The sequence below is a fragment of the Roseococcus suduntuyensis genome (assembly GCF_014196305.1).
Classification (GTDB): domain Bacteria; phylum Pseudomonadota; class Alphaproteobacteria; order Acetobacterales; family Acetobacteraceae; genus Roseococcus; species Roseococcus suduntuyensis.
The window spans coordinates 893,906-920,414 of the sequence record NZ_JACIDJ010000001.1 but is presented as its reverse complement, the minus strand read 5'-3'; the positions used below and the strand labels follow the sequence as shown (position 1 = coordinate 920,414).

At 69.2% G+C, this 26,509-nt stretch carries 25 protein-coding genes; 8 read left to right on the top strand and 17 right to left on the bottom strand.

The window, feature by feature from the left end; genetic code table 11:
• Nucleotides 1-82: 82 nt before the first annotated feature.
• The 4 genes from GGQ83_RS04285 to GGQ83_RS04270 form a co-directional block, all read right to left on the bottom strand.
• On the bottom strand, nt 83-2,002 hold the full coding sequence (locus GGQ83_RS04285) for a Gldg family protein (RefSeq protein WP_184382342.1): 1,920 nt from the start codon (nt 2,000-2,002) through the stop codon (nt 83-85).
• Entirely contained in the window at nt 2,002-2,733 is a 732-nt protein-coding gene (locus GGQ83_RS04280) for an ABC transporter permease subunit (protein WP_184382341.1), read from the bottom strand. The genes GGQ83_RS04285 and GGQ83_RS04280 overlap by 1 nt, the downstream gene beginning before the upstream one ends.
• Before the next feature lie 157 nt (nt 2,734-2,890).
• Complete coding sequence (locus GGQ83_RS04275; protein WP_184382340.1) at nt 2,891-3,604, bottom strand: ABC transporter ATP-binding protein; 714 nt, start codon at nt 3,602-3,604, stop codon at nt 2,891-2,893.
• A 117-nt stretch (nt 3,605-3,721) separates the two neighbouring features.
• Entirely contained in the window at nt 3,722-5,812 is a 2,091-nt protein-coding gene (locus tag GGQ83_RS04270) for an ATP-dependent DNA helicase RecG (RefSeq protein ID WP_184382339.1), read from the bottom strand.
• Between the two features lie 19 nt (nt 5,813-5,831).
• Between GGQ83_RS04270 and GGQ83_RS04265 the strand changes: the two genes are divergently transcribed.
• On the top strand, nt 5,832-6,137 hold the full coding sequence (locus tag GGQ83_RS04265; protein WP_311727180.1) for an FAD assembly factor SdhE: 306 nt from the start codon (nt 5,832-5,834) through the stop codon (nt 6,135-6,137).
• Nucleotides 6,134-9,568 carry a transcription-repair coupling factor gene (gene mfd / locus GGQ83_RS04260; protein WP_184382337.1) on the top strand — a complete coding sequence of 1,145 codons (3,435 nt, stop codon included), beginning with the start codon at nt 6,134-6,136 and terminating at the stop codon, nt 9,566-9,568. Before GGQ83_RS04265 ends, mfd begins: the two co-directional genes overlap by 4 nt.
• 43 nt (nt 9,569-9,611) lie before the next feature.
• On the opposite strand, the gene GGQ83_RS04255 is transcribed toward mfd, so the two are convergent.
• The gene (locus GGQ83_RS04255) at nt 9,612-10,328 is read right to left on the bottom strand and encodes a haloacid dehalogenase type II (protein WP_184382336.1); all 717 of its coding nucleotides are present in this window, start codon (nt 10,326-10,328) and stop codon (nt 9,612-9,614) included.
• A gap of 157 nt (nt 10,329-10,485) precedes the next feature.
• Here GGQ83_RS04255 and GGQ83_RS04250 point away from each other — a divergent pair, with 157 nt between their 5' ends.
• A complete protein-coding gene (locus GGQ83_RS04250; RefSeq protein WP_184382335.1) occupies nt 10,486-10,881 on the top strand; it encodes a nuclear transport factor 2 family protein in 396 nt (131 codons plus the stop codon).
• Nucleotides 10,882-11,346: 465 nt separating this feature from the next.
• Here the strand turns inward: GGQ83_RS04250 and GGQ83_RS04245 are convergent, their stop codons facing one another.
• A complete protein-coding gene (locus tag GGQ83_RS04245) occupies nt 11,347-12,426 on the bottom strand; it encodes an Ldh family oxidoreductase (protein ID WP_184382334.1) in 1,080 nt (359 codons plus the stop codon).
• A gap of 93 nt (nt 12,427-12,519) precedes the next feature.
• On the opposite strand from GGQ83_RS04245, the gene GGQ83_RS04240 reads away from it, so the two are divergent.
• The 3 genes from GGQ83_RS04240 to GGQ83_RS04230 all read left to right on the top strand — a co-directional run bounded on the left by GGQ83_RS04240 (nt 12,520) and on the right by GGQ83_RS04230 (nt 16,759).
• Nucleotides 12,520-13,770, top strand: coding sequence for an NAD(P)/FAD-dependent oxidoreductase (locus GGQ83_RS04240; protein WP_184382333.1), 1,251 nt, complete (start codon nt 12,520-12,522; stop codon nt 13,768-13,770).
• Nucleotides 13,767-15,080, top strand: coding sequence for an MATE family efflux transporter (locus GGQ83_RS04235; protein WP_184382332.1), 1,314 nt, complete (start codon nt 13,767-13,769; stop codon nt 15,078-15,080). Before GGQ83_RS04240 ends, GGQ83_RS04235 begins: the two co-directional genes overlap by 4 nt.
• Before the next feature lie 71 nt (nt 15,081-15,151).
• Nucleotides 15,152-16,759: an RNA-directed DNA polymerase gene (locus tag GGQ83_RS04230; protein ID WP_242535037.1), complete on the top strand. Its 1,608-nt coding sequence runs from the start codon at nt 15,152-15,154 to the stop codon at nt 16,757-16,759.
• Nucleotides 16,760-16,786: 27 nt separating this feature from the next.
• On the opposite strand, the gene panC is transcribed toward GGQ83_RS04230, so the two are convergent.
• The 5 genes from panC to GGQ83_RS04205 form a co-directional block, all read right to left on the bottom strand.
• Complete coding sequence (gene panC / locus GGQ83_RS04225; RefSeq protein WP_184382330.1) at nt 16,787-17,623, bottom strand: pantoate--beta-alanine ligase; 837 nt, start codon at nt 17,621-17,623, stop codon at nt 16,787-16,789.
• A 52-nt stretch (nt 17,624-17,675) separates the two neighbouring features.
• Nucleotides 17,676-19,094 (bottom strand): M20 family metallopeptidase, encoded by a 1,419-nt coding sequence (locus GGQ83_RS04220; RefSeq protein ID WP_184382329.1) that lies wholly within the window; start codon nt 19,092-19,094, stop codon nt 17,676-17,678.
• A gap of 3 nt (nt 19,095-19,097) precedes the next feature.
• Nucleotides 19,098-19,661, bottom strand: a complete 564-nt coding sequence (locus tag GGQ83_RS04215) for a glutathione S-transferase family protein (protein ID WP_184382328.1) — start codon at nt 19,659-19,661, stop codon at nt 19,098-19,100.
• Nucleotides 19,658-19,966 (bottom strand): c-type cytochrome, encoded by a 309-nt coding sequence (locus GGQ83_RS04210; RefSeq protein WP_184382327.1) that lies wholly within the window; start codon nt 19,964-19,966, stop codon nt 19,658-19,660. Before GGQ83_RS04210 ends, GGQ83_RS04215 begins: the two co-directional genes overlap by 4 nt.
• Before the next feature lie 113 nt (nt 19,967-20,079).
• Nucleotides 20,080-20,964, bottom strand: a complete 885-nt coding sequence (locus GGQ83_RS04205) for a class I SAM-dependent methyltransferase (RefSeq protein WP_207018092.1) — start codon at nt 20,962-20,964, stop codon at nt 20,080-20,082.
• A gap of 115 nt (nt 20,965-21,079) precedes the next feature.
• Here GGQ83_RS04205 and GGQ83_RS04200 point away from each other — a divergent pair, with 115 nt between their 5' ends.
• Nucleotides 21,080-22,057 carry a Bug family tripartite tricarboxylate transporter substrate binding protein gene (locus GGQ83_RS04200; protein ID WP_184382325.1) on the top strand — a complete coding sequence of 326 codons (978 nt, stop codon included), beginning with the start codon at nt 21,080-21,082 and terminating at the stop codon, nt 22,055-22,057.
• 13 nt (nt 22,058-22,070) lie between these two features.
• On the opposite strand, the gene GGQ83_RS04195 is transcribed toward GGQ83_RS04200, so the two are convergent.
• Both GGQ83_RS04195 and GGQ83_RS04190 read right to left on the bottom strand, forming a co-directional pair.
• On the bottom strand, nt 22,071-22,541 hold the full coding sequence (locus GGQ83_RS04195; protein WP_311727171.1) for an MmcB family DNA repair protein: 471 nt from the start codon (nt 22,539-22,541) through the stop codon (nt 22,071-22,073).
• On the bottom strand, nt 22,535-22,822 hold the full coding sequence (locus GGQ83_RS04190; RefSeq protein WP_184382324.1) for a 4a-hydroxytetrahydrobiopterin dehydratase: 288 nt from the start codon (nt 22,820-22,822) through the stop codon (nt 22,535-22,537). The genes GGQ83_RS04195 and GGQ83_RS04190 overlap by 7 nt, the downstream gene beginning before the upstream one ends.
• A 28-nt stretch (nt 22,823-22,850) precedes the next feature.
• On the opposite strand from GGQ83_RS04190, the gene GGQ83_RS04185 reads away from it, so the two are divergent.
• A complete protein-coding gene (locus tag GGQ83_RS04185; RefSeq protein ID WP_184382323.1) occupies nt 22,851-23,243 on the top strand; it encodes a metallopeptidase family protein in 393 nt (130 codons plus the stop codon).
• Nucleotides 23,244-23,299: 56 nt separating this feature from the next.
• Here GGQ83_RS04185 and rutD read toward each other — a convergent pair whose 3' ends face one another.
• Genes rutD through rutA form a run of 4 tightly spaced genes read right to left on the bottom strand, consistent with a single transcriptional unit; the run spans nt 23,300 to nt 26,346 of the window.
• The gene (gene rutD, locus GGQ83_RS04180) at nt 23,300-24,067 is read right to left on the bottom strand and encodes a pyrimidine utilization protein D (RefSeq protein WP_184382322.1); all 768 of its coding nucleotides are present in this window, start codon (nt 24,065-24,067) and stop codon (nt 23,300-23,302) included.
• Between the two features lie 7 nt (nt 24,068-24,074).
• Nucleotides 24,075-24,464: a pyrimidine utilization protein C gene (gene rutC, locus GGQ83_RS04175; protein WP_184382321.1), complete on the bottom strand. Its 390-nt coding sequence runs from the start codon at nt 24,462-24,464 to the stop codon at nt 24,075-24,077.
• A gap of 6 nt (nt 24,465-24,470) precedes the next feature.
• A complete protein-coding gene (gene rutB / locus GGQ83_RS04170) occupies nt 24,471-25,205 on the bottom strand; it encodes a pyrimidine utilization protein B (RefSeq protein ID WP_184382320.1) in 735 nt (244 codons plus the stop codon).
• Nucleotides 25,206-25,263: 58 nt separating this feature from the next.
• A complete protein-coding gene (gene rutA, locus GGQ83_RS04165; RefSeq protein WP_184382319.1) occupies nt 25,264-26,346 on the bottom strand; it encodes a pyrimidine utilization protein A in 1,083 nt (360 codons plus the stop codon).
• Between the last annotated feature and the right edge of the window lie 163 nt (nt 26,347-26,509).

Genomic DNA, 26,509 nt, shown 5'->3' with positions numbered 1-26,509 from the left:
CACGCCCGCGCCGCCGCAAGGTGCCGGCTCATGCGCGCGCCGCCGCAAGATGCCGGCTCATGCGCGCGCCGCCGCAACCGGCTCATGCGCGCGCCGCCGCGCGACGCCGCGCGCGCAGGACGCCCAGCACGATGGCCAGCAGCGTCAGCAGCAGCGGCACCGCCACGATGTTCAGGATGCGCAGGTTGCGGTCCAGCGCCTCGATGTCGCGCCGCAGCTCCAGCTGCACGGCGCGGAGCTGCCTGCGCGTGGCCGCGATCTCCTCGCGCGCGCGCTCGATCTCGGCGCGCTGCGCCTCGGTGATGACCACCTGGTTGGTGTTGCGCGCGCCCTCGCCCGGCGTGCCCTGGCGCAGGTCGCGCAAGCGGCGTTCCGTGGCCTGGAGGCGTTCCGTCAGTTGCCGCTCGGTCTGGCGGAACTGGGCGTCGGCGCGGCGGCGGATGTCCTCCACCACCTCGAAGGGCCGCTGGCTCTCCCCGCGCGAGCGCAGGCCGATCATGGCGTCGCTGCCCGAGAGACTGTCGGCCAAGTTCACCACGAAGGGCCCGTTGTTGGAGAAGGGCGCGATGGATTGCTGCCCGAAGAACTCCTGCACGCGCACCCAGAAGCGGTCCTCCAGGATGTCGCTGTCATGGATGACGACGAGGTTCGCGGGGCCATTGCTGCGCGCCAGATGCGCGGGGAAACCCTCCGGCCGCGTGGCGCCCTCGGCCAGGGCCGGCGGCCCGTCCTGGAAGGCCGAGAGCAGGTTCCCCCGGATGCGCGCCGCGATCACCCGGCGTTCCCCATCGGCGCGGAACTCGGCAAGAATGCGTGTGGGCGAGGGCTCGCGCCGCACCTGCGCCGCGTCCAGCAGCATGGACTGCGCGGAGCTGGTCAGCAGCGGGATGAACTCGATGCCCGCACCCTGCCGCGCGCGCAGATGCCCGGCGGACGCCACGCTCACCTGTTCCAGCAGCGCGGTGGATTGTTCGTCGCGGTTCAGGCTGTCGCCCTGCAGGTTGAACCAGGCGACGTAGTCCACCGCCTGCACGCGCTCATTCGGGCCCGCGCGCACGCGCCAGGCGCCGCGCAGGTCGAGCACCACCTGGTCGGCCGGGGCCTCCACGCCCCAGGCTTCCAGCAAGCGGTCGAGGCGCGAGGCCGTGTCGGTGGGCGGCTGGCCGGTCGGGCCGGGGCGCGTCGCCTGCATCTCGCTGTGCGGGTCGATCATCACGATCAGCCGCCCGCCGCGCATCACGAACTGGTCCACCGCGTATTGCGCCGCTTCCGGTAGGTTTTGCGGATGGGCCAGCAGCAGCACCTGCACCTCGGGCGGGATCACCTGGGCGTCATAGCCGAGGTCCTGCACCGTATAGGCCTCGCGCAGCTGGCGGATCACGACCTGGGGCTGGGCGAGCTGCGGCTGGCGCATCATCATCGCGCGCGGATCGCCGCTCAACGGCAGAGGCGAGAGCACGGCCAGCACGGGCTTCTCGGGGTTGGACAGTTCGAAGACGACACGCGTCAGGTCGGCTTCCAGGAAGCGCTCGCGCTCGGGCTGGAAGAAGGGGATGGCGCGTTCGGTGTCCACGAGGTTGGCGCCGGCCAGGCCGAAGAAGACCTGCTCGCCGCCCTGGTCCAGCGGCACGCCCTGCAGGCCCAGCGCGATGGCACGGTCCTCGGTCTCGGAGAAGGGCTCGGGGTCATAGAGTTCCAGCCGCACCATCCCGCGCGAGGCCGCAACATATTCGCGCAGCATGTCGCGCACGCGCTCGGCATAGGCGCCGTATTGCGGGATCTCCGCACCCAGGCGGCGGGAGTAGAAGAAGCGCAGCGTGACCGGGTCGCGCAGCCCTTCCAGCACCTGCCGCGTGCCGGGCGAGAGGGTGTAGAGGCGGTTTTCCGTCAGATCGAGGCGGGCCGAGGAGAGCAGCCGGTCGGCCAGCAAATTGACGCCGATGGCCAGCAGCAGCGCGGCCAGCACGCCCAATGTCGAGAAGGCAAGACGGGTGCGGCGCATCAATCGGCCTTCCTGTGTTCGAGGATGGCGGCGTTCAGCAGCAGCCAGACCGCGATGAAGCTCGCGAAGAAGACGACGTCGCGCGCCGCGATCACGCCGCGCGCGAAGCCCGCGAAGCGTTCGGCGACGGAAAGCCCGCGCGCCACCTCGGCCAGCCAGGGCAGGTTGGTGGAGAGGAACTCGGTCACGATGGTCGAGCCCGCCGCCGCGAACAGGAAGCACCCCGCCACCGCGAGGACGAAGGCGATGACCTGGTTGCGCGTCATGGCCGAGATGGCCGCCCCCACCGCGAGATAGGCCCCCGCCACCATCAGGCAGCCGAGATAGCCCGTCAGGATCACGCCATTGTCCGGCTCGCCCAGGTAGTTGACGGTGATGACCAGCGGGAAGGTCAGCGCCAGCGCCACCGCGCAGAACGCCCAGGCGGCGAGGAATTTCCCCACCACCGCCTGCCCGGCCGTGATGGGCAGCGTCAGCAGCAGTTCGACGGTGCCGAGGCGCCTTTCCTCGGCCCAGAGCCGCATGGTGAGTGCGGGCACCAGGAACAGGAACAGCCAGGGCACGAAGTTGAAGAAGGGCAGCAGATCCGCCTGCCCGCGCGCGAAGAAGCCGCCCACCGTGAAGGTCAGCGTGCCCGACATCACCAGGAAGATCACGATGAAGACGGTGGCGACGGGGGTTGCGAAATAGGCGGCGAATTCGCGCCGCGCGACGGCGAGCATGGCCCTCATGCCCGCGGCCATTCGTAATGGCCGCGGGCATGGCATTCCTTGCCCTCAGGCGCCGGGCGCGCGCTCCGCGCGCTTGGCTCGCCGCATTTGCGGCGGGCGCCATTCGGCGCCTCGGCGGCCGTCGGCCGCCGCAGATGAGGCTGCTGGGTCGCTCGTCTCATGCCGCATCCCTCATGGTGAGTTCCCGGAACACCTCGTCCATGCTGCGACCATCGGCCACCAGTTCGGCGGGCGTCGCATCGGCCAGCACGCGGCCGCGCGCGATGATGATGGCCCGCGTGCAGAGCGCGCCGACCTCTTCCAGGATGTGCGTGGAGATGATGATGGCCTTTTGCGGTGCCATCTCGCGGATCAGCGCGCGCACCTCATGCTTCTGGTTGGGGTCGAGCCCGTCCGTCGGCTCGTCCAGCACCAGCACCGGCGGGTCATGCAGCAGGGATTGCGCGAGGCCCACGCGGCGCTTGAAGCCCTTGGACAGCGTCTCGATGGGCTGCAGCCGCACGCCTTCCAGTTGCGTCAGCGCCATGGCGCGGGCCACCTCGGCGCGGCCCACGCCTCGGATGCGCGCGCAAAACCGAAGAAAATCCTCGACGGCCATTTCGGGATAGGTGGGGGCGCCTTCCGGCAGGAAGCCCAAATGGCGCTTGGCGGCAACGGGGCGTTCCACCACATCCTCGCCGCAGATGCGGGCCGTGCCGGCGCTGGGCAGCATGAAGCCCGCCAGCATCCGCATGGTGGTGGATTTGCCGGCGCCGTTGGGGCCGAGGAAGCCCACCACCTCGCCCCGCGCCACGGTGAAGGACACGCCGTCCACGGCGGTGAAGCCGCCGAAGCGCTTCGTCAGGCCCTCGATCTCGATCAGTGCGGTCACGATGCCCCCTGCATACTCCGGCGCCTCGATTTAAAAGCCTGGGGCGGCAATGCAAGCCATGCGGCCGGCCGCATGGCGCACGCCGGTTGGCGGGCGGCGGCGTGCCAAGCCAAGAATTCAACCCGCCGCCAGGAAGGCCGCCGCCTCCTCCTTGCCGAACAGCGCCAGCAGCAGGCGGGCGGCCTGGCCGCGCGGGGTGTCCAGCACGGGGTCGCGGTGCAGCAGCAATTCCGCGTCCTGGGCGGCCATGGCGATCAGGTCGCGCATCCGGGCGGCGGCGCGCTGGGCGTCGGATTCGTCCTCGCCCCGCAGGGCCAGGCGGTAAAGAAGCTGGCCGGCCTGGCGGGTGCCCAGCGCGTCCCCCCCGCCGCGGATTCGCAGGTCTTCCTCCGCGATCACGAAGCCATCTTCGGTGTCCCGCAGGATCAGCAGGCGTTCCTTTTCCCGCTCGGACAATTCCTCGGAATGGACCAGCAGGCAGGAAGAAGGCCGCGACCCCCGCCCCACCCGGCCCCGCAGCTGGTGCAGGGCGGAAAGGCCGAAGCGTTCCGCCTGCTCGATCAGGATGATGGTCGCCTCCGGCACGTCCACCCCCACCTCGATGACGGTGGTGGCCACCAGGATCTGCGTGCGGCCTGCGGCGAAATCGGCCAGGGCGCCCTCGCGCAGCGGCATGTCCAGCTCGCCATGCGCGAGGCCCACCTTACCGGGGAAGCGTTCGCTGAGTTCGGCGAAGCGTGTCTCGGCGGCGATGCTGTCGTCATGCTCGCCGCCGGTGATGGCGCGGACCACCCAATAGGCGCGCTCGCCCCGCGCCAGGGCGGCGTCGAGGCGTTCGATCACATCGGGCAGGCGGGCCGCGCTGACCACCCTTGTGGCGATGGGCTGGCGCCCGCGCGGCTTCTCGGCGATGCGGCTGACCTGCATCTCGCCCCACATGGTCAATTGCAGGGTGCGCGGGATGGGGGTGGCGGTCATCACCAGCATGTCCGCCCGCGCGCCCTTGGCGGCCAGCTCAAGGCGCTGAGCCACGCCGAAGCGGTGCTGCTCGTCCACCACGGCGAGGCCGAGGTCCTGGAACGCCACCCCCTCCTGGAACAGCGCATGGGTGCCGACGGCGAGCTTGATGGACCCGTCCGCGAAGCCCGCCAGCACCCGCCGCCGCTCCGCCCCCTTCACGCTGCCGGCCAGCAGGGCGACGGGCACGGGGCTCAAAGCCTCCAGCGTCCGCAGGTGCTGGCGGGCGAGGATTTCCGTGGGGGCCATCAGCGCCGCCTGGGCCCCGGCCTCGGCGGCCTGGAGCATGGCCAGCACCGCCACCAGCGTCTTCCCCGAGCCCACATCGCCCTGCAGCAGGCGCAGCATGCGGTGGGGGGCTGCCATGTCGGCGCCGATCTCGGCCAGGGCCATGGCCTGCCCCGGGGTGGGCTCATGGCCGAAGCGGGCCAGGGCCTCGGCGCGCAGGCTGCCGTCCCCCACCAGGGCGCGGCCCGGCACGGCGCGGTTGCGGCGGCGCAGCAGGGCAAGCGCCAGCTGGTCCGCCAGCACCTCGTCATAGGCCAGGCGTTCCCAGGGGGCAGGGCCGGGACGCTGGTCGGGCAGATGCAGGGCGCGCAGGGCGGCGGCGAAGCCCGGCCATTTCTCCCGCGCCAGCAGGGGGGCGTCATGCCATTCGGGCAGGTCTGGCAGCAAAGCGAGCGCGGCGCGGATGGCGGGCGCGATGTAGCCGCGCCTCAGCCCCTCGGTCAGGGGCCAGATGGCCTCCAGCGTGGGGAGGGCCGCGGGGTCGGCCGCCACCTCGGGGTTGATGCAGGAAAACCCGTCGCCCTCCGGCCGGATGCGGCCCGCGATCCAGCGGGGCAGGCCGCGCGGCAATTGCCGCTCCACCGTGCCCAGGAAGCCGCCCATGAAGCGCAGCGTGACGCCCTGTTCGGTGCGGACCTCCACATAGCGGCGGCGGGTGACGCGGCTTTGCGCGGCGCGGGCGGCGAGCGGGGTCACGGCCAGGATGGCGTCCACCCCCTCCGGCGCCTCCTCCGGCCGGGCGACGGAAACGCGCTCGGTGATGCGCTCCGGCAGGTGGAAGACCAGGTCCAGCACCCGGCCGCCGCCCGCCGCCTTCTCGATCAGAGCCGCGCGCGCGGGCCCGACCCCCGGCAGGGTGTCCAGGGCGGCGAACAGGGCAGGGAGGCTGACAGGATTGGGCACAGGCCCCTATATGCCACCCGTGACCCCGACTGACGAAACCCCCGAGCTTCCGCCCCGCCAACGCCGCCTCCTGTTCCGCGCCTTGCACCGCGGCACCAAGGAATGCGACCTGATGCTGGGCGGCTTCGTCCGCCGCCACATCGCCAGCCTGGACCCGGCCGCGCTGGAGGAGCTGGAGGCCATCCTGGAAATGCCCGATGTGGACCTCGCGGACTGGCTCTCCGGCCGCCGCCCCATCCCGCCCGAGGCGCGTGGTCCCCTGCTGCTGCGGATCGCCGCCGAATCGGCCACCCCCGGCGCGGGCAAGCCGGACCACCTGCGATGACACTGGACGTCCACGGCACGCCCGAGGGCTATGACGCCCTGCTGATCCGGGCGCGCCGGGCGGAAAGCCAGGCCCCCGTGCTGCATGTGTGCCGGGACGATGCCCGCATGGCCCGCCTGGCCGATGCGCTGGCCTTCTTCATGCCCGAGGCCGAGATCCTGCGCCTGCCGGCCTGGGATTGCCTGCCCTATGACCGCGTCTCGCCCAACCCCGAGATCGTGGCCGAGCGGGTGGCGACGCTGGCCGAACTGGCGGCGCCCGCCGCCCGCCCGCGCATCGTGCTGACCACCATCAACGCCCTGGTGCAGCGCGTGCCGCCCCGCGCGGTCTTCGCCGGTGCGGCGCTGGCACTCCGCAAGGGCGGCCGCGTGGCGATCGAAGCCGTGACGGGATTCCTGGAAACCAACGGCTACAACCGCACCGGCACCGTGATGGAGCCGGGCGAATACGCGCAGCGCGGCGGCATCCTGGACCTCTTCCCCTCGGGCGAGGCGGAGCCGCTCCGCATTGATTTCTTCGGCGACGAGATCGAGAGCCTGCGCAAGCTCGACACCGGCACCCAGCGTTCCGGCGCCCAGGTGGACCGGCTGACCTTGCGACCGGTGGGCGAGGTGTTTCTCGACCCCGCCTCCATCGAACGTTTCCGCGTCGGCTACCGCGAGTTGTTCGGCAATGCCTCGGCCGAGGACCCGCTCTATGCCTCCATCAGCGCCGGGCGCCGGCATCCGGGCATGGAGCATTGGGCCGGGCTGTTCCATGACGGCATGGAGACGCTGCTGGATTACCTCCCCGGCGCCAGCGTCAGCCTGGACCACCAGGCCGAGGACGCCCTGGCCGCGCGGCTGGAGATGATCGCGGACCACTACGAGGCCCGCCGCACCCCCTCCCGCCTCAACGAGAACGAGGTGCCCTACCGGCCCGCCCCGCCCCGCCTGCTGTATCTGGATCAGCGCGGCTGGGATGCGATGCTGGACGGGTTGCAGGTGCTGCGCTTCTCGCCCTTCGCCCAGGCCTCGGGCGCCGCGGGAATGGATGCCGGCGGGCGGCCGGGGCGGCTGTTCGTGGACATCCGCCAGGCCGGCGAGAACGTGTTCCGCGCCTATGCCGCCCATGCCGAGACCGAGCAGGGCCGCGGCCGCCGCCCCATGCTGGCCGCGTGGACCCGTGGTTCGCGCGAGCGCCTGGTCACGCTGCTGCGCGAAAACCGCGTGCCGGCCGAGCCGGTGGAGGACTACTACGCCTTCCAGAAGCTCGCCCCCGGCGTGGTGGGCGTGGGCATCTTGGGCCTGGAACGCGGCTTCCTCGCGGAAGGCCTCTCCATCACCGCCGAGCAGGACCTGCTGGGCGAGCGCATCGCCCGCCCCGCCCGCCGCCGCAAGCGCGCCGACCAGTTCATCGCCGACGCCACGCAGATCGAGGTGGGCGACTTGCTGGTCCATGGCGACCACGGCATCGGCCGCTATGACGGCCTGGCCACGCTCGATGTCGGCAACGCCCCGCATGACTGCCTGCGCCTGATCTATGATGGCGGCGACAAGCTGTTCGTGCCGGTCGAGAACATCGAAATCCTCTCGCGCTTCGGCACCGAGACGGCGGGCGTGGCGCTGGACAAGCTGGGCGGCGCCTCCTGGCAGGCGCGCAAGTCCAAGGCCAAGCAGCGCATCGCGGACATGGCCGCCGGCCTCATCCGCATCGCCGCCGAACGCCAGACGCGCGAGGCCCCCGTCATCGCGCCCCCCGAAGGCAGCTACGACGAATTCTGCGCCCGCTTCCCCTATGCCGAAACGGAAGACCAGGGCCGCGCCATCGCCGACGTGCTGGAGGACCTCGCCGCCGGCCGCCCCATGGACCGGCTGATCTGCGGCGATGTGGGCTTCGGCAAGACGGAGGTGGCGCTGCGCGCCGCCTTCACCGTCGCCATGGCCGGTTCCCAGGTGGCGGTGGTGGTGCCGACCACCCTGCTGGCCCGCCAGCACTACCGCACCTTCACCGCCCGCTTCGAAGGCCTGCCGGTGCGGATCGCGCAGCTCTCGCGCATGGTGACGGCGAAGGAGGCCGCCGAGGTGAAGGCCGCACTCGCCGATGGCACGGTGAACATCGTGGTCGGCACCCATGCGCTGCTGGGCAAGGGCATCACCTTCGCCGACCTCGGCCTCGTCATCGTGGACGAGGAGCAGCATTTCGGCGTGAAGCACAAGGAACGGCTGAAGGAGCTGGAGGCCGGCGTGCATGTGCTGACGCTGACCGCCACGCCCATCCCGCGCACGCTGCAACTGGCGCTCTCCGGCGTGCGGGAAATGAGCGTGATCGCGACCCCGCCCGTGGATCGCCTGGCGGTGCGCACCTTCATCATGCCCTGGGACGGGCTGGTGCTGCGCGAGGCCATCCAGCGCGAACGCTTCCGCGGCGGCCAGATCTTCTGCGTGGTGCCGCGCATCGAGGACATGGCCCGCATGGCCGAGCGCCTGGCCGAGATCGCGCCCGAGACACGCGTGGTCCAGGCGCATGGCCGCCTCTCCGCCACCGAGCTTGAACAGGTGATGACCGAGTTCGCGGATGGCAAATACGACATCCTGCTCGCCACCAACATCGTGGAATCCGGCCTCGACATGCCGGCGGTGAACACGCTCATCATCCATCGCGCGGACATGTTCGGCCTCGGCCAGCTCTACCAGCTGCGTGGCCGCGTGGGGCGCGGCAAGCAGCGCGGCTATGCCTACCTGACCTGGCCCGCGCATCATCGCCTCGCGCCCACCTCGCAGAAGCGCCTCGAGGTGATGCAGACGCTGGACAATCTCGGCGCCGGCTTCACGCTGGCCAGCCACGACCTCGACATCCGCGGCGCGGGCAATTTGCTGGGCGAGGAACAGTCGGGCCAGATCCGCGAGGTCGGCATCGAGCTCTACCAGGAGATGCTGGAGGAGGCGGTGGCCGATTTGCGCGCCGGCTCCCGCGCCAAGCGCGAGTCCGAGGGCAACTTCACGCCGCAGATCAACCTCGGCCTCGCCGTGCTGATCCCGGAAAGCTACGTGCAGGAGTTGCCGGTGCGCCTCGGCCTCTACCGCCGCATCGGCAGCCTCGCCACCGAGGGCGAGGTGGAGGCCATGGCCGCCGAACTCGCCGACCGCTTCGGCCCCATCCCGCCCGAGGTCGAGAACCTGCTGCAGGTGGTGGCGCTGAAGCTCGCCTGCCGCGCCGCCGGCGTGGAGAAGGTGGATGCCGGCCCCAAGGGCGTGGTGCTGGCCTTCCACAAGGGGCGCTTCGCCAATCCGGGCGGGCTGGTGAACTGGGTCCAGGCGCAGAAGGGCGTGGTGGTGCTGCGCCCGGACGGGAAGATGGTGCTGGCCCGCGAACTGCCGTTCGACGCGCGGATCAAGGCCGCGCGGGGCTTGGTCTCCAACGTGCTGAAGGTGGCGAAGCAGGCGGCGTGAAGCAACTGCGCGGCCGATTCACGCCTGCGGCGATCGGACGCGGTCAACAATCCAATTTGGCCGCCAAGTCCACGAAGCTCTCCGCCACGCAATCCCACGGGTCCTCAGCCACGAGGTCCGTGCCCTGCGCCGGCCCATGCTCGGTCGGCCGTGCCACGAAGGCGCTGGCGAGCCCTGCCTTCCGCGCCGCGCGCAGATCGCCATTGTGCGCGGCGACAAGACATACTTGGTGCGGCGCTAGGCCCAGGATTTCGGCGGTGCGGGTATAGGCCTCGCGCTGCGGCTTGTAGGCCTGGGTCGCCTCGGCCCCCAGCACCGCATCCCAGGGAATGCCCGCGCGCTTGGCCATGTTCGCCAGCAGCAGGATGTTGCCGTTGGAGGCCGGCGCCAGGAAGTATTTGCGACGCAGCCGCGAGAGGCCGAGCAGCACGTCCGGCCAGGGGTCCAGCCGGTGCCAGGCGCGGTTCAGGTGGTCCAGATCGGCCTCGGTGCAGGAGGCGAGGTCAACGCCATGGTCCTTCAGCACCAGTTCCAGGTTTTCCCGGTGCAGCACGTCCAGCCGCGTGAAGGGGCGGCGGCCGGCGCGGCATTCCTCCATGGCGGGCTGGTAGCGGCGGCGCCAGGCATCGGCCACCGCGAAGGGGTCGAGATGCGCGCCGCCACGGGCGGGCAGGAACTCGGCCAGCGCGCGGGCCACGCCGCTGCGCCAATCCACGACCGTGCCGAACACGTCGAACACCAGGGCCTGCACGTCCTTCATGGCGTGGTCTCCGTCAGGGGTGGGCGCTGGTCGAATGCCGCCTTGTGGGCTGGTCTGGCCATGGATGGTCCTCCTGGGCGGCATACTCCCCCGTCATCCCCGCGTGCGGAAGCCCTGCACCTGTGGCATGTTGCCAGGAACACGACAGGAGGACGCCATGCCCGAAGGTTCCATGACCCTGCCCGCCCTCGCCGCCATCGAGGCCGTGGTCCGCACCTATCTCGACGGGTTGCACGAGGGCGATGCCGACAAGATCGCCGCCGCCTTCCACCCCTGCGCGCATCTCTACAGCGCCCCCAAGGGCGAGGTGGTGGACTTCCCCCGCGCCGATTGGCTGACGGCCATCAAGGGCCGGCCCTCGCCGCAGTCGCAGGGGCTGGCGCGGGAGGACCGCATCCTGGCGATTGACATGGCGGGCGATGACGCGGCCTGCGTGAAGGTGAATTGCTGCATCCCGCCGCGCTACTTCACGGACTTTCTGCTGCTGCTGAAGACGAATGAGGGCTGGCGGATCGTGGCGAAGAGCTTTCACACCGAACTCCGTTCGGTGTGATTTTTTAAGCCCTCAAGCGCGTCGTGCCGGAGGCACGCCTTCGCGTGACGCGCGGCCTCCGGCCGCTTGGCTTGCGCGCCGCGTAAGGCGCGCTGGCCGTGCGGTCGGTCCGGGCGCGGCACCGGCTGTGCCGGCGCATCCTCGCAAGGCGACACTGATTTTTTGACCCTCAAGCGCCGGGCGCGGCCTCCGGCCGCTTGGCTTGCGCGCCGCGTAAGGCGCGCTGGCCGTGCGGTCGGTCCGGGCGCGGCGCCGGCTGTGCCGGCGCATCCTCGCAAGGCGGCGTTACCTGGCGGAGGTGGCAGCGTCGCACCCGCTCCAGGGCCACTGGCATGCCATGATTTTCTTGACTTTTCAGGGCGTTCCTGGCATGAAGCTAGGCCGACGCCGCGGGGTCGGCACCTTCCCCGCGGTAAGATCGTAAGATGGTAAGTTAGTAAGGCGGCGGGGTGATGTTCCCGGCCCTCAGGCGCCGGGCACCGCCTCCAGCACGAAGGGCACCCCTGCCCGTTCCGCGATCTCCCGCACATGCCGCTCCAGGCTCGCCGGGATGGGGATGCCCGTTTCCAGCCGCTCCGTGCGCGACATGTCCTCCGGATCACCGGGGATCAGCACGGGTTCCTCCGGGTTGGCCGGGCGGGCGCCGCGCAGCACCTCCACAACGCCGGCCATGTCGGCCGTATAGGCGTCCATGTCGCGGAAGGCGCGCGGGTCCAGCGCCAGCATCATGTGGCCGATATTGTTCGGCTCGTCGCTGCGCTGGCTGCGGTTGCGGATGGGCGAGAAGCTGGCGCCCACCATGGTGCCCGCCAGGATGTGCACCATCAGCGCCAGCCCGTATCCCTTGTGCTCGCCCAGCGGCGTCAGCCCGCCTTCCTGCCGCTTGAACACGTAGTCGTTGGCCTCGGCGTGGTCCGTCACGGGGTTGCCCGCGCCATCCACCACCCAGCCGGGCGGCACGTCCTTCTCCTTCAGGTGATAGACCTTCACCTTGTTCGCCGCGACGGTGGTGGTGGCCATGTCCAGCACCATGGGCTGCCCCTCGCCATTGGGCGCCGCGAAGGCGATGGGGTTGGTGCCCAGCACCGGTTCCGCGCCACGCGGCGGCACCATGCTGATGCCGCGCGTGGAGGAGAACACCATCCCCACAAAGCCCGAGGCCGCCGCCATCCGGGCATAATAGCCTGCCGCGCCGAAATGGTGGCTGTTCACCACGCCCACCGCGCCGATGCCATGGATGCGCGCCTTCTCCACCGCCATCCGCATGGCCAGGACGGCGGGCGGGTGGCCCAGCGCGTCGCCGCCATCCACCAGGGCCGTGGCCCCGAATTCCCGCGCCACGCGCGGCTGGCCGGCGATGCGCAGCTGGCCCAGGCGCAGCAATTCCTCATAGCCCATCAGCATCGAGATGCCGTGGCTGTCCACGCCCATCAGGTCCGTCTCGGTCATCACCTCGGCCGTGGTCTCGGCCAGCGCCGGCGGGCTGCCCCAGGCCAGCAGGATGGCGGTGATCTGCGCGCGGACGGATTGGTGCGTGGCGTTCATGGCGTGTCCCCTTGTCCCGGCATGGACCTTCCGCGCGCCTGGGCACGGGGTCAACGGCTTCACGTGCGCCTGGCTTTGGGCAAGCATCCCCCAATGGAACCTCCGCAACATGTGATCATCGTGGGCGCCGGCATTGTCGGCCTCTGCGTCGGCTGGCACCTGGCGCGCGGAGGGGCCCGGGTCACGCTGCTGGACCGTGATGGGCCGGGCGAGGGCACCTCCTCCGGCAATGCCGGGGCCATCTCGGCAGGATCGGTGGCACCGCTCGCCATGCCGGGCGTGCTGAAGCAGGTGCCTTCCATGCTGCTGGACCCCAAGGGCGCGCTGCACATTCCGGCCCGCTACTGGCCCGCCGCCCTGCCCTGGCTGTGGCGCTTCGTCCTCAGCGCCAAGCCCGAGCGCGTGCGCGAGATCGCCGCCGGCATGGCCACCCTGCTGCGCGGCGCCGAGGACCGGCATCGCGAAATCCTCGCCGCAGAGGGCGCGCTGGACCTGATCCAGGAGCACGGCCAGCTCTACCTCTACCGGGACGCCGAACACCTGAAGAAGGACGACGCCGCCTGGGCGCTGCGGCGCGAATACGGCCAGGTGACGCAGGTGCTGGACCGCGCCGGGGTGCTGGCCCTGGAACCCGGCGTGGCGGAGGCCTACCGGGTCGGCGTCTTCCTCCCCGACCAAAGCCATTGCGTGAACCCGCTGCGCCACGCCCGCACCGTCGCGCGCGGGATCGAGCGCATGGGCGGCACCATCCGCCGCGCGACCGTCGAGGCGCTGGCCACCGATGGCCCGCGCGTGGTGGGCGTGCGCGCGGGCGGCGAGACGCTGCCGGCCGACCGCGTGGTGCTGGCCGCCGGCGCCTGGTCGGCGAGGCTGCTGGCGCCGCTTGGTATCCATATCCCGCTGGAGAGCCAGCGCGGCTACCACGTCATGCTGCCCGACCCCGGCGTCATGCCCACCCGCCCGCTGGTGCCGGCCGACCGCAAGGCCTTCATCACCCCCATGGAGGGCGGGCTTCGCATCGCCGGCACCGTCGAGTTCGGCGGCACCGAGGCGCCCCCCACCCCGGCCCGCGCCGCCCTGCTGCTGGAGGATTTGCGGAAGGTCTATCCGCAGGCGCGCACGGAAGGCGCCCAGCCGCACTGGATGGGCCACCGCCCCTGCCTGCCCGACACATTGCCCGTGATGGGGCCGGTGGCCGCGCATCCCGGGCTGTGGTGCGCCTTCGGGCATGGGCATCTGGGGCTGACGGCCTCGGCCCCCACCGGCGCGCTGATCGCGGGGGCCATGCTGGGGCCGACCCCGAACACGGACCTCTCGCCCTTCGCCGCGGAGCGCTTCGCATGAGGCCCAGCGCGCGCGAACTGGCCAGACGCATCCTGGCGCTGGCGGCGCCGACCACCTTGCTCTCGGCGCTGCAAGTGGCGGCGCTGCTGGTCGAGACCTGGATCGCGGCGCGGCTGGGGCGCGAGGCGCTGGCGGGCTGGGCGGTGGTGCTGCCCTTCGCGCTGCTGCTGGGGCAGATGTCGGCGGGCGCGATGGGGGGCGGGGTGGTCAGCGCCATCGCCCGCGCGCTGGGGGCGAAGCAGCCGGAGGAAGCGGCGGCGCTGGCTTTGCACGCGCTGCTGATCGCGCTGGGCTTCGCCATGATGTTCGTGGTGGTGCTGGCGGTGTTTCCCTGGACGGTGCTGGGCTGGATCGGCGGGCCGGTGGCCGCCGCGGCCGGCGCGCCCTATGCGGCGGTGATGTTCGGGCTGGGGGCCATTCCGGCCTGGCTGGCCAATACGCTGGCCTCCATCCTGCGGGGCGGCGGGCGGCATGGGCTGGCGGCGCGGGTGCTGAACCTGGCCTGGCTCGCTTACCCCGCGCTGGGCTTCCTGCTGGCGGACACGCTGGGGATGGGGCTGGTGGGGCTGGGGCTGAGCTTCGCGCTGTGCTTCTGGGTGGCGGCGGGCGTCATGGCGGCGGTGGTGGCGAGCGGGGCGGCGGGCTTCGCCGTGAAGCTGCGCGTGCCGCTGCGCTGGGCGCGGTTCCAGCGCATCCTGGCCGTGGGCGCCACGGCCTGCCTGCTGGCCTTCGTGGCGAACCTGACCACCATTCTGGTGACGGCGCGGCTGGCGGTGCATGGGGCGGCGGCGGTGGCGGCCTATGGCGTGGCGGCGCGGCTGGAATTCATGATGATCCCGCTGGCCTTCGGCGTCGGTTCGGCGCTGACGGCGCTGGTGGGGCGCGCGGTGGGCGGGGGCGATTGGGAGACGGCGCGGCGCACGGCCTGGGTGGGCGGGGGCATGGCGCTGGCGCTGTGCTCGGCCATCGGGGTGAGTGTCGCGGTGTGGCCGATGGGGTTCGCGATGCTGTTCGCCTCGGACGCCGAGGTGGCGCGCATCGCGGCGGAGGCGCTGCGCTGGATCGGCCCGGCCTTTGGCGGCTTCGGCCTGGGGATGGCGATGTATTTCGCGGCGATGGGCGCGGGGAAGATGGGCTGGCCGGTGGTGGCCGGCTTTTCGCGGCTGGGGATTGCCGTGGTGGGTGGGTGGCTGCTGAGCGACGTGGTGGGGATGGGGATGGCGGGGCAGTTTTTGGCGGTGGCGCTGGGAATTACGGCTTATGGGGTGTTGGCGGCTGGGGCGGTGAGGAGGGGGGTTTGGGGTGGCTAATGGCAGCCGAAACACGTTGTGCCCGGTAACGCTCAAAGCTAATTTCCCTGCATACAAGCGTGGTGGCTGGAATGGACATTATTTCGAAGCTTGATCTACTCAGAAAAGGGATGCTGCCAGAAAATCTTCCCCCTTCGTTTGGATCGCATCTACTTGGCACCCGACTCGCCGAATATTATTCAGGAAGCGATTTATCAAAAAAATTAAATAAGCATTCCCCATATAACGCTTCAAAACGGGGCGGACATAGGCGAATTTTTTCTGCAATTCACCCATCAATGGCGTATAATTCCTCTTTATTTTTAGAGCGTAATTGGCGCGATGTCTCACAAATATTCAGTCAGGACACTTTCTCTTATTCAATCCCCCAAGTATTGCCTAGTTCGCGGCGGGCTGTGGTAATAACTTCACAGCATGAAATGGATCAAACAAAGCTCGAAAAACTATCAAGATACCGATACATTGCGAAGACTGACATTTCGCGATTTTATCACTCTCTTTATACGCACACCATCCCATGGGCGGTTCATGGGAAAGTGCAAGCGAAAGCAAATAAAACTGACTCTCTTTTATTTAATCAACTAGATAGAATATTTAGGAACGGGCAAGATGGTCAAACAATTGGGATACCCGTAGGGCCAGATGCCTCTCGAATTACCGCGGAAATCGTCTCTTGCGCGATAGATTTAACGGCTAAAAATCTGATTTTAGATCGATCTGCAACTATTGTTCGCCATGTTGATGACGTATGGATTGGTGCCCATAGCTACGAAACTGCTGAATCTATTCTGGGATTCTATAGAACAGCCATACAAAGCTTTGAGCTTGATATAAATGAAAGCAAAACAAAGATTTTTGACTCTAACTTTGATTTTATTGATCTTGGCATAGCAGAAATCGATTTACGATTTGACCACGCTGTGGAGTCGATGTCAGAGAAACCCGAGAAGGTGCGTGATGCCTTAGAATTTGCGTTGCAGTACGTGAAGAAATCAAACGACGATGGTGCGTTAAAATATACATTAAGAAAAATAGATAAGTGGGGAAAGAAAGGTCTTTATTGGCATATAATCGAGCCGTACTTATTGCGGTTCATGCAAATTTCCAGTCATTGCTGCGATTATGTATACGCTATTTTGATATGGCGGAAATTTACTTTTGGCGCCATCGATGAAGAATTATGGTCAGATGTATTCGACAGATTTATTCGTATTCATGCCGATCTTCGCCATGACTCCGAAATAATTTGGACCATATATGCCGCGAATATACTCGAAATCGATATTCATAGTGACCTCCTTCTCAGTATCATGAAAAGTGGCCACGCGCTATCGGTCATTGCAGCCTTGGATCATGCGCATCATCGCCTTAATTGGGGCGCTGAAGAGTACGCCTTGCCATTTGAAAGGCTTCAACCTACTGAGGATAGCCGTGAAGATTGGCCGATATTTTATGAATGGAAGGCACAAGAATGGCCCGCCTTTAATAGAATAAATTTGCAAGAGGCATTTTTCGTGGAAAGCTCTCTAGCAAATAGCAATATCATAAATCACAACGCATTGCCGCTTGCATTCGCCAACGTAGATGTAAGTGAATATGAAAACGTCAATAATGCGCTTGATCCAGACGATTTAGATTACGATCATAAGGAGGAAATAAAGATACCTCCACCGTTCTGACAATCCGCTGTGCGCCAAACATGTACGTTATGTTGTCGAATTATCAATCAACCGCACACTCCCCAACCAAGCCGCCCCCAACACCCGCGCAGCCCCCTCCAACCGGTCCAATTCAAAAAAATCCCCCTCCCGCCGAACCGCCACATAATCCACCCGGTCAAACCCCGCCTCCAGCAGCCGCTTCTCCGCCGCCGCGCAGGCCTCGCCCGCCGTCTCGCCCGCGCGCAACCGCTCCGCCGCGAACACCAGCGCCGCATGCAGCGCCACCGCCTTCGCCCGCGCGCCCGCATCCAGGTAGGCATTGCGCGAGGACAGGGCCAAGCCATCCGCCGCGCGCACGGTGGGGACTGTCACGATCTCGATGGGCAGCGCCAGGTCCGCCACCACGCGGCGGATCACCATCACCTGCTGCCAATCCTTCTCGCCGAAGACGCCCACATCGGCCCGCGTCAGGCCGAACAGCCGGGTGCAGACCAGCGCCACGCCGCCGAACATCTGCGGCCGGTGCGTGCCCTCCAGCCCCAGCGCCGGGCCTTCCATGGCAATGCGCGTGGCGAAGCTGGGCGGGTAGACCACCTCCACCGGCGGCGCGAAGAGCAGGTCGCACCCCGCCGCCTCCAGCTTCGCGATGTCCCCCGCCTCGTCGCGCGGATAGCGGCCGAGGTCCTCATGCGGGGCGAATTGCGTCGGGTTGACGAAGATGGTCGCCACCACGCGCGGCGCCAGTTCGCGGGCGCGCGCCACCAAGGCGAGGTGCCCCTCGTGCAGGTAGCCCATGGTGGGCACCACGGCCACGCGCTGCCCGGCGGCCCGCCATTCCCCCACGGCGGCGGCCAGCGCCGCCGCATCCCGCACCACCTTCATGGCGTCCTCCCAACCTCGTTCATGGGGGGCGGCTTGCGCCGCCCCGTCAGGCTCAGACCGTCAGCGACATGCCGATGGGCGGCGTGGCGTCCTCGGGCAGCGGGCAGTGATAGACGCCGCCCGTCTTGGCGTGGTGCTCGGCCTTGGCGGCGGCGATGATCTCGGGGCGCTTCAGCGCGTCCACCGCCGTGCCGGCCATCACCTTCGCCACATGCACCATGCCCTTGTGCGCGTGGGGCAGCTTGCCCTGCGCCGTCGCCTGCCACGAATGCAGCGCCGTGCCGATGGCATGCGTCGCACCCCGCGCCTGCACGGTGGGCACCTTCCAGGACACATCGCCCACATCCGTGCTGCCCACCATGGGCGCGCGCGGGCTGTCGAGCGGCACGATGCGGTCCGCGAGCGGCGAGTCGGTGCGCGGCATGCCCACCTTCTTGTAGGCGCTCTCGATGTCCTCTTCGCTCAGCGTCGCCTGGAATTCCGCGGCGCGCTTCATGTCCTCGGCGTCGAAGGGGGGCGGGCCGAGGCGGTCCAGGCTGTCCTGCATCAGCCGCTCCAGCGGCGTGTTGCCGAGCAGGTTGGACACGGCGGAAATCACCTGCGTCTCCACCCGCGTCTCGGTCATCAGCGCGGCCCCGTCCGCGATCTTGCGCACGCGCGTCACCAGGCGGTTCAGGCTCTGCACATCGGCCGCGCGGATCAGGTAGCGGACCTTCGCCTTGGCCTGCACCACGTTGGGCGCCACGCCGCCGGCGTCGAGATAGGCGTAGTGGATGCGGCTTTCGGAGGGGATGTGCTCGCGCAGGTAGTTCACGCCCACGCTCATCAGCTCCACCGCGTCGAGGGCGGAGCGGCCGAGATGCGGCGCGGCGGCGGCGTGGCTGGCGCGGCCATGGAAGGTGAAGTCAATGCGCGTGTTGGCGAGCGAGATGGGCTCGTTCACGCCGGCAAAGGCGGAAGGGTGCCAGGAGATGGCGATGTCCACATCGTCGAACAGGCCGGCGCGGGCCATGAAGCCCTTGGCGGCGCCGCCTTCCTCGGCCGGGCAGCCATAGTAGCGCACGCGGCCCTTGATGCCGTTGGCGGCCAGGTAGTCCTTCACCGCGGTGGCGGCGAGCAGGCTGGCCGCGCCCAGCAGGTTGTGGCCGCAGGCATGGCCGTTGCCGTCGCCCGGGACGGGGGTGTGCTGGGCCACGCCGGCCTCGTTGGACAGGCCCGGCAGCGCGTCGAACTCGCCCAGGATGGCGATGACGGGGCCTTCCTCGCCGGCTTCGCCCATCATGGCGGTGGGGATGCCGGCGAGCTGCTCCGTCACGCGGAAGCCTTCGGCCTGCAGGTAGGCGGTGTGTTCGGCGGCGGAGCGGTGTTCGTTGTAGGCCAGCTCGGGCATGCCCCAGACGCGGTCCGACAGCTCGATGGCGGGGCCCGCCTTCTCATCCACGTGGCGCCAGACGGGTTCGCTGTTCTGCATCGGTCAAATTCCTGAGACGGGTGGTAGAGTCGCCTGGAAGGCGGGACGGCGTGCGGCCGCCTCGAACCAGGGCGCCAGCGAAGGGTTCGCCGCGCGCCAATTCCAGACGGTGTGACGGCGTTCGCCATAACCCAAAGCGGACGCAAGGGCGATGCCCTCCGGGCTGGCCATGTCATGCCGCGCGGGGTCGAGGCTGGCCAGGATGCGGTCGGCGCGGGTCGCCTCCAGCGCGATGACGCCGGGGGCGCGTTCGTGCTCCACGCGGCGCAGTTCGCGGTTCCACATGGCGATGCCGTCCAGCATGCCCATGACGCGGCCCAGGCGCGCCATGCCCGCATTGTCGCGTGGCAGCCAGCCCTGGTGGGCCAGGATCAGCAGGGTTTCGGACAGCAGCGTGCCGTCGGCCAGCAGCAGCGAGGGCACGCGGCCCACCGGGTTGTGCGGCAGCAGGGCGGAATCGGCGGCGCGGAGGGTGACCTCCTGCTCGGCCAGCGCCGGCCCGCGCTCCCGCCACAGCATGCGGATGATGCGGGCGTAGGGGCTGCCCGGGTGGAAGAAGAGCGTCATGGCCGCAGGGAGAGGATATAGGCCACCACCGCGTCCAGCTCGGCGCGGGTCAAATTGTGGTCCGGCATGTTGGCATGGGGCCGCTGGAGGAAGGCGCGCAGCGAGCCGTCGCTGGCGCGGCGCGCCACGGCAGGCAGGGTGGGCGCGGCATCGCCCATGGGCGGCTGCTGGCCGGGCGCGATGGCGTGGCAATTGGCGCACCATTGCTGGGCCAGGCGGGCGCCCTCCTCCACCAGGGGAGTCGGCTGGGCCAGCGCGGGCATGGCCATGGCGGTGATGGCGCAGATCAGGAATGCCCGGCGCATCGTCTTCTCCCTTAGCGTTGGCCGAAGGGTGGACCCGTCGCGCGCGGCTGGGCAAGCCCGGGGATGAGAGGGCGATTCACCGCTCCGGCGCTGCCGCCTTCGCGGATCGCGCTCTACGGCCGAAAACTGTCCCGCACGTCGCGCGAGAGGCGGCGCAGCGTGGGCGCCAGCCAGCCGAAACTGGCCACATGGCGCAACGGCGTGGTCATGTTGAACCCCGCCCGGATGCGCGCGGCGAGGCCGGGGTCGGGCGCCACCACCGCCTCGCCACGGGCATAGACGGAAGTGGTCCGCTCGCGCGGGAAGCGCGGATCGGGCACCAGGCCGGCCTGGGCGGCCAGCAGGTCCAGCGTCTCGGGCACGAAGCCATGGACATGGGCGAAGTGCAGCCGGTCGAAGGCGGGGCGGCGGTTGGGGCCCATGTCGGGCACCGAGAGATAGACCACACCCTCCGGCTTCAAAGCCGCGACCAGTTCGCGCAGCACCGCCAGCGGGTCGCGCAGATGCTCGAAGACATGGTGGGCGGTGATGGCGTCGAAGGGGCCGGCCTCGGGCGGCAGGCGGGGATGGACCACGGCGCCCTGGCCGCGGGCATGCGTGGAATAGGCCTCGCCCGGCTCCACGCCTTCCATGCGCCAGCCGGCCCGGGCACCCGCCTCCAGGAACTCGCCCGAGCCCGAGCCATAGTCCAGCACATGCGCGCCCGCCGGCAGGCCCATCAGGGCCACGCGGCGGGCGGCCTCGGCGCGGGTGCGGGCCAGGTGGCGGCGCGGCGGACTGCGCCCGACCAACTGGTAGTCGGCGCGGTAGTGGTGGCGGTAGTAGTCGGCCAGCTCCGCCTCGGTCGGCATGGGGTCGGTGCGGATGAGCCCGCAGCCCGCGCAGATGACGGTGGTGAGGCGCTTCAGCCGCCTGTCATGCGCCGAGAGGGGCAGGGTTTCCCGCCCCCCGCAGATGCAGCATGCGTCCGCGCGGCCCTGGTAGGCGTAGGGCGTCAAGGGAATGAAACCGGCCGCCAGGCGCGCAAGGGAGGGCATGCACGCCAATACCGAACTTGCGATTGTCCGCAAAGTCTCCCTTGATGATAATGCCTCGCAATATCATAATGAAGAAATGGTCATCCCACGCCGTGCGGCCCTGGCCGCCGCCCTCGCCCTGCCCTTGCCCTTGGCCCTCCCCGCTTTGGCGCAGGCACGCCCCATGCGCCTCATCGTCGCCTCGGCGGCGGGGGCCAACGCCGATGTCGTCGCCCGCCTGCTGGCCGCCGAGGCCGAGGGCGTGCTCGAACGCCGCATCCTGGTGGAGAACATGCCCGCCGCCTCCGGCATGCGCGCCGTGGAGGCCGTGGCCAACGCCGCGCCCGATGGCGAGACGCTGCTCTTCGGCACCGCCTCGCAACTCGTGATGAACCTGGCGCTGTTCCCGAACCCACCGGTGGACGTCGCCACCGCCATCCGCGGCATCGCCATGGTGAACCGCGTGCCCATGGTGCTCTGCGTCTCCGGCACCGACCCGGCGCGGAACCTGCCCGAATTGCTGGGCCGGCTGCGCCAGGGCGGGCCGGTGCAATATGGCTCCGGCCCCATCGGCACCACCACGCATATCGTGGGGGCCCGCTTCGTCGAACAGGCGGGGCTGGCGCGGGGCGACCTGGTGCATGCGCCCTACCCCTCCAGCGCCCAGGCCCTGACCGACCTGATGGCCGGGCGGCTGACCTTCATGTTCGACGCGGCACTGACGGCCCTGCCGCATCACCGCGCGGGGCGCATCCGCATCCTGGGTGTCGCGGCCGAAACACGGCTGCCCGCCGCGCCGGACCTGCCCACCATGATCGAGGCCGGGATGGACGGCTTCACCGGCAGCACCTGGAACAGCATCGCGGGGCCGGCCGCCTTGTCCGCGCCGCGGCTGGCGGCGCTGGCCGAGGGGTTCAACGCGGCCCTCGCCCGCCCGGGGCTGCGGCAGCGCCTGGCCGAGATGGGCAGCGAATTGCCCGATGGCCCGCCCAGCCCCGAGCAGGTGGACGCCTTCTACGCGCGCGAACGCGAGACCTGGCTGCCCCTGCTGCGCGCCACGCCGATGCGGGGGTAGCGTCCGCTCGTCATCACTCCAGCCGCAGCGCCGCGCGCATCTCCACGGCACCGGCCGGGTCCAGCTGGAAGGCGAGGCGCTGTGCGGCCAGCCGCGCCACGCGCAGCGTCAGCGCCTTGCGGCGCGCGGCCGGCAGTGGCGCGCAGGCGCCGTCGCGCAGCAGGGCGGCCTCACGGTCATCGGTGAGCAGCAGGCCGACCTCGGGCGGGATCAGCTCCTGCGGGAAGTCGGCGTCCACGGCGAAGAGGAAGGTATCGGACCAGGCGCAGTAATCCTGCCATTTCGCATCCGTCAGGTAGTCCCGCGCGCAGGACTTCACCTCCAGGATGACGATGCCGCCATCGGGGCGCAGCGCCAGCACATCGGCGCGGCGGCCATCGGGCAATGGCACCTCCGTCACCGGCGCCCAGCCTTGCGCCAGGCAGAAGCGCGTGGCGGCGCGGGTGACGCGGAGCGTGCGCTGGGGCGCATCCAGCGTCAGCACAGGGCGTCAATGCTCCGCGCCAGCTTCACGTCGCGCGCCGAAAGACCGCCCGCGTCATGGGTGGTCAGCGTGATCTCGACGCGGTTGTAGACATTGGACCATTCCGGGTGGTGGTCCTGCGCCTCGGCCAGCAGGGCCACGCGGGCCATGAAGCCCCAGGCCGCGCTGAAATCCTGGAAGCGGAAGGCGCGGGTGATGGCGTCGCGCCCCTCCACCAGGCGCCATTGGGGCAGTTCGGCGGCCAGGCCGGCGCGCGCCGCGGCATCGAGCTTCTCGACCATGCATCCCTTCCTGTGCCAAAGCGGGGGCATGCGCCCCACCACGCCCCCGTCGACCGAGGACATCCTGGAAATGGCGGAGGATGCGCTCGCGGCCATCCCCCAGCCGCTGCGCGACATGGTGCGCGGCACCGCCATTGTGGTCGAGGAGGTGGCCGATGACGAGACCATCTCCGACATGGAACTGGACAGCCCCTGGGAACTGACGGGGCTGTATCGCGGCGTGCCGCTGACGCAGAAATCGAGCCTGGACACCCCGCGCGAGCCGGACACCATCTTCCTCTACCGCGAACCCATCCTGCTGGAATGGATCGAGACGGGGGAGGACCTGTTCGCCCTGGTCCGCAACGTGCTGATCCATGAGATCGCGCATCATTTCGGCCTCTCGGACGAGGACATCGAAAGGCTGGAGGGCGAGGAGTAGCGACTGCTCCGCGGAAGCGGAATCGCCGGAGCGGCGAATCAGTCGCTCAAACGATGCTATCCCCTCAGGAACGCCATCATCACGGGGTTGAAGGTCTCAGGGTCTTCCACCGTGCAGGCATGGGCGCCGTGGTCCGTCAGCCAGAGGGTGGCGTCGGGCAGACCCGCGGCCAGGGCCTCGGAGGCGGTCCAGGGCACCAGCAGGTCATCCTTCGCGGCGGCGACCAGTGTGGGGGCCATGATGCGCGGCAAATCCGCCGTGGCGTCGAAGGCGCGCAGCGCGGCGATGCGCTTCGTGAGCGTGTCCTCGCCCTGGAAGCTCTCCGTGCCATGGGCGATCTCGGCCAGGATCTTCTCGTGATGCGCCGAGGCATAGGCCGCGCTGTGCAGGAAGAGCGGCTGCGCGGCCACATAGGCGGCGGGCCCCTGCGCGGCCAGGATGCCCAGCCGCACGTCGAAGCAGCGCGCCGTGTGGCGGTCCGCCTTGGCCCAGGCATTGACCAGCACCAGCTTGCCCACGCGCTCCGGCACGCGGCGGGCCATCTCCAGCCCGACCAGACCGCCCAGCGCATGGCCCAGGACATGGGCGCGGGCGATGCCGGCCTCGTCCAGGATCTCGGCCACATCGCGCGCCATGTGGGCGATGCTGTACTGGTCCGGAAGCGCCTCGCGGTTGGCGCCGGTGCCGCGGTGGTCGTAGTGCAGCACGCGGAAGTGTTGTTCCAGCGCGGGCACCTGCGGCGCCCAGAAGGTGGCGGCCCCGCCCAGGCCGGCGGAGAGGATGACGACCTCCCCCTCCGGCACCCCGGTCAGGCGATACTTCACCAGGCCCTCACGACTTGGCGATATGCGCGATGGTGGCGATCTCGACGACCGCGCCGGGCTTCACCAGGCCGCACTGGATGCAGTAGCGCGCGGGCTTGTCGCCTGGAAAATACTCCGCATAGACGGCGTTCATCGGCGCGTAGTGCTTCCAGTCGCTCAGGAAGATGTGGTTGAAGGCGACGTCCGCCATGCCGCCGCCGGCCGCTTCCAGCACGGACTTGATGGTCTCCAGCACATGGCGCGTCTGGGCCGTGGCGTCGTCGGGGGCCACCACGTCGTTGTTCTTGTCGAGCGCCAGAGTGCCCGAGACATAGACCACGCCATCGGCGGTGGCGCCGGGTGAGTAGGGGGCGAGCGGCTTGCCGGAACCGGCGGGGATGACGGGGGTGAAGGGCATGGTGGTTCAGTCCTCGCTTTGCGCCTGGGGGCGTTGTCCGATCGCGCCGCAGAAATCCGCGACGGTGGAGACCCATCCGAAGAAGGTCTCGATGTTGTAGAGGGCGGCCTTCTGCGCGAAGTCCGGGCCGGCCGCATGCGTCGCATCCTCCAGCACGATGCCGAAGTATTCCAGGTGGAAGGCATCCCGCAGCGAGGATTCCACGCAGACATTCGTCGCGATGCCGGTGAAGACGATGTTGCGGATGCCGCGCGCGCGCAGCAGGCTGTCGATGTTGGTGTTGAAGAAGCCGGAATAGCGCGTCTTGGGCACCACGATGTCGCCGGGCTTCGGTGCAAGCGCCTCCACCAGCGCATAGTCCCAGCCGCCCTTGGCCAGCAGCTTGCCCTGGAGTTCGGGCTTCTTGCGCATGGTCTTGAGCGCATTGGACTTGTGCCAGTTGGGCGAGCCGGGGCCGCCGGCCTCGGTGTATTCCGGGTCCCAGCCGTTCTGGAAATAGAGCACCGGCATGCCGGCCTTCCGCGCCGCATCGGCCGCGGTCGCGATGCGGCTGATGCAGGCGGCCGCCCCCGCGATGTCGAAGCCCGCGATGTCCAGATACCCGCCCGGCGAGGCATAGGCGTTCTGCATGTCCACGATGATGAGCGCCGTCTCGGCCGGGTTCAACCGGATGGGCTCGGGACGCGCGGGCAGGATGAAGGGGGAGCGCGGAGGTGCTTCGGGGGCGTATCCGGCGGTCATCACGCGGCCTCCGATCGCTGGAGGGCGCAAGCCCGGAGGCGTGAATCGGTGGCGGTCATCACGCGGCCTCCTTCACGACATGCTGGCGGCAGCGCATCAGTGGCTGGATGCGCGTGCCGAAATCCTCCACGCCCTTCAGGAAGTCGTCGAAGGTGAGCAGCACGCCGCCGGTGCCCGGCACCTCCGCCACCTCGTCCAGCATCCGCGCCACGCTGGCGTAGCTGCCGATGAAGGTGCTCATGTTGATGTTCACCGCGCTGGTGGCGTCGGCCAGCTGGCGCACGTTCGTGTCGGCGTTGGGGCGGGCATCGGCGGCGGCCTGGCCCTGCATCCAGCGGATCGCCTCGTGGTCCGCGCCGGACTTGATGTGCTCCCAGCGCGCCCAGGCCTCCTCATCCGTCTCGGCGGCGATGACCATGGAGAGGACGAAGGTCTCCACCGGCCGCCCCGTCTCCTTCGCGAATTCCTGCATGCGCGCGGCCACGGGCGCGAAGGCGGTCGGGCTGTTGATGCCCTTGCCCAGGCAGAAGCTGTAGTCGGCGTGCCTGGCCGTGAAGCGCAGCCCCTCGGTCGAGGAACCCGCGCAGATCATCTTGATGGGCACGGAGGGGCGCGGCGACAGCACGCACTTGTCCATGGTGAAGAAGTCGCCCTTGAGGTCGCTTTCGCCCGTCTCCCACAACTCGCGCAGGATGGTGGCGTATTCGTCCAGCATCTCGTAGCGGCGGGAGAAGTGGCTCTCGCCGGGCCAGAGGCCCATCTGGTCGTACTCGGCCTTCTGCCAGCCGGTGACGAGGTTCAGCCCGAAGCGCCCGCCCGAGATGCTGTCGATCGTGACCGACATGCGCGCCGCGATGGCGGGCGGGATGGTGAGCGTGGCGACGGACGCGAACAGCTTGATGCGCGTGGTGACGGCGGCGAGGCCGGCCATGAGCGTGAAGCTCTCCAGCCCGTGGTCCCAGAACTCCGTCTTCCCGCCGAAGCCGTGCAGCTTGATCATGGACAGGACGAAGTCCAGCCCATGCCGCTCCGCCGCCAGGGTGATGTCGCGGTTCAGGTCGAAGCTCGGCATGTATTGCGGCGCCGTTTCGGACAGCAGCCAGCCATTGTTGTTGATGGGAATGAACACGCCGACCTGCATGGGCACCAACTCCTCTCCCGGCCCTTTTATGTCGCAATGCCGGGCGCGGCCTGCCATGGGTGCAGCGCGACCTGCGCGGCGGCGCGGCGCGATGAACGCCCGATCAAGAGGCAGGCGGCGGCGCATCTGCCCGCGGAAGCGGCGAAGCGGTGCGCGACGCCGC

Excerpts from the sequence above, each read along its gene's own strand:
- GGQ83_RS04285 (WP_184382342.1), bottom strand. The coding sequence starts at position 2,002 with ATGCGCCGCACCCGTCTTGCCTTCTCGACATTGGGCGTGCTGGCCGCG.
- GGQ83_RS04280 (WP_184382341.1), bottom strand. The coding sequence starts at position 2,733 with ATGAGGGCCATGCTCGCCGTCGCGCGGCGCGAATTCGCCGCCTATTTC.
- mfd (WP_184382337.1), top strand. The coding sequence starts at position 6,134 with ATGACACTGGACGTCCACGGCACGCCCGAGGGCTATGACGCCCTGCTG.
- GGQ83_RS04255 (WP_184382336.1), bottom strand. The coding sequence starts at position 10,328 with ATGAAGGACGTGCAGGCCCTGGTGTTCGACGTGTTCGGCACGGTCGTG.
- GGQ83_RS04250 (WP_184382335.1), top strand. The coding sequence starts at position 10,486 with ATGCCCGAAGGTTCCATGACCCTGCCCGCCCTCGCCGCCATCGAGGCC.
- GGQ83_RS04245 (WP_184382334.1), bottom strand. The coding sequence starts at position 12,426 with ATGAACGCCACGCACCAATCCGTCCGCGCGCAGATCACCGCCATCCTG.
- GGQ83_RS04240 (WP_184382333.1), top strand. The coding sequence starts at position 12,520 with ATGGAACCTCCGCAACATGTGATCATCGTGGGCGCCGGCATTGTCGGC.
- GGQ83_RS04235 (WP_184382332.1), top strand. The coding sequence starts at position 13,767 with ATGAGGCCCAGCGCGCGCGAACTGGCCAGACGCATCCTGGCGCTGGCG.
- GGQ83_RS04230 (WP_242535037.1), top strand. The coding sequence starts at position 15,152 with ATGGACATTATTTCGAAGCTTGATCTACTCAGAAAAGGGATGCTGCCA.
- panC (WP_184382330.1), bottom strand. The coding sequence starts at position 17,623 with ATGAAGGTGGTGCGGGATGCGGCGGCGCTGGCCGCCGCCGTGGGGGAA.
- GGQ83_RS04220 (WP_184382329.1), bottom strand. The coding sequence starts at position 19,094 with ATGCAGAACAGCGAACCCGTCTGGCGCCACGTGGATGAGAAGGCGGGC.
- GGQ83_RS04215 (WP_184382328.1), bottom strand. The coding sequence starts at position 19,661 with ATGACGCTCTTCTTCCACCCGGGCAGCCCCTACGCCCGCATCATCCGC.
- GGQ83_RS04210 (WP_184382327.1), bottom strand. The coding sequence starts at position 19,966 with ATGCGCCGGGCATTCCTGATCTGCGCCATCACCGCCATGGCCATGCCC.
- GGQ83_RS04200 (WP_184382325.1), top strand. The coding sequence starts at position 21,080 with ATGGTCATCCCACGCCGTGCGGCCCTGGCCGCCGCCCTCGCCCTGCCC.
- GGQ83_RS04190 (WP_184382324.1), bottom strand. The coding sequence starts at position 22,822 with ATGGTCGAGAAGCTCGATGCCGCGGCGCGCGCCGGCCTGGCCGCCGAA.
- GGQ83_RS04185 (WP_184382323.1), top strand. The coding sequence starts at position 22,851 with ATGCGCCCCACCACGCCCCCGTCGACCGAGGACATCCTGGAAATGGCG.
- rutC (WP_184382321.1), bottom strand. The coding sequence starts at position 24,464 with ATGCCCTTCACCCCCGTCATCCCCGCCGGTTCCGGCAAGCCGCTCGCC.
- rutB (WP_184382320.1), bottom strand. The coding sequence starts at position 25,205 with ATGACCGCCGGATACGCCCCCGAAGCACCTCCGCGCTCCCCCTTCATC.
- rutA (WP_184382319.1), bottom strand. The coding sequence starts at position 26,346 with ATGCAGGTCGGCGTGTTCATTCCCATCAACAACAATGGCTGGCTGCTG.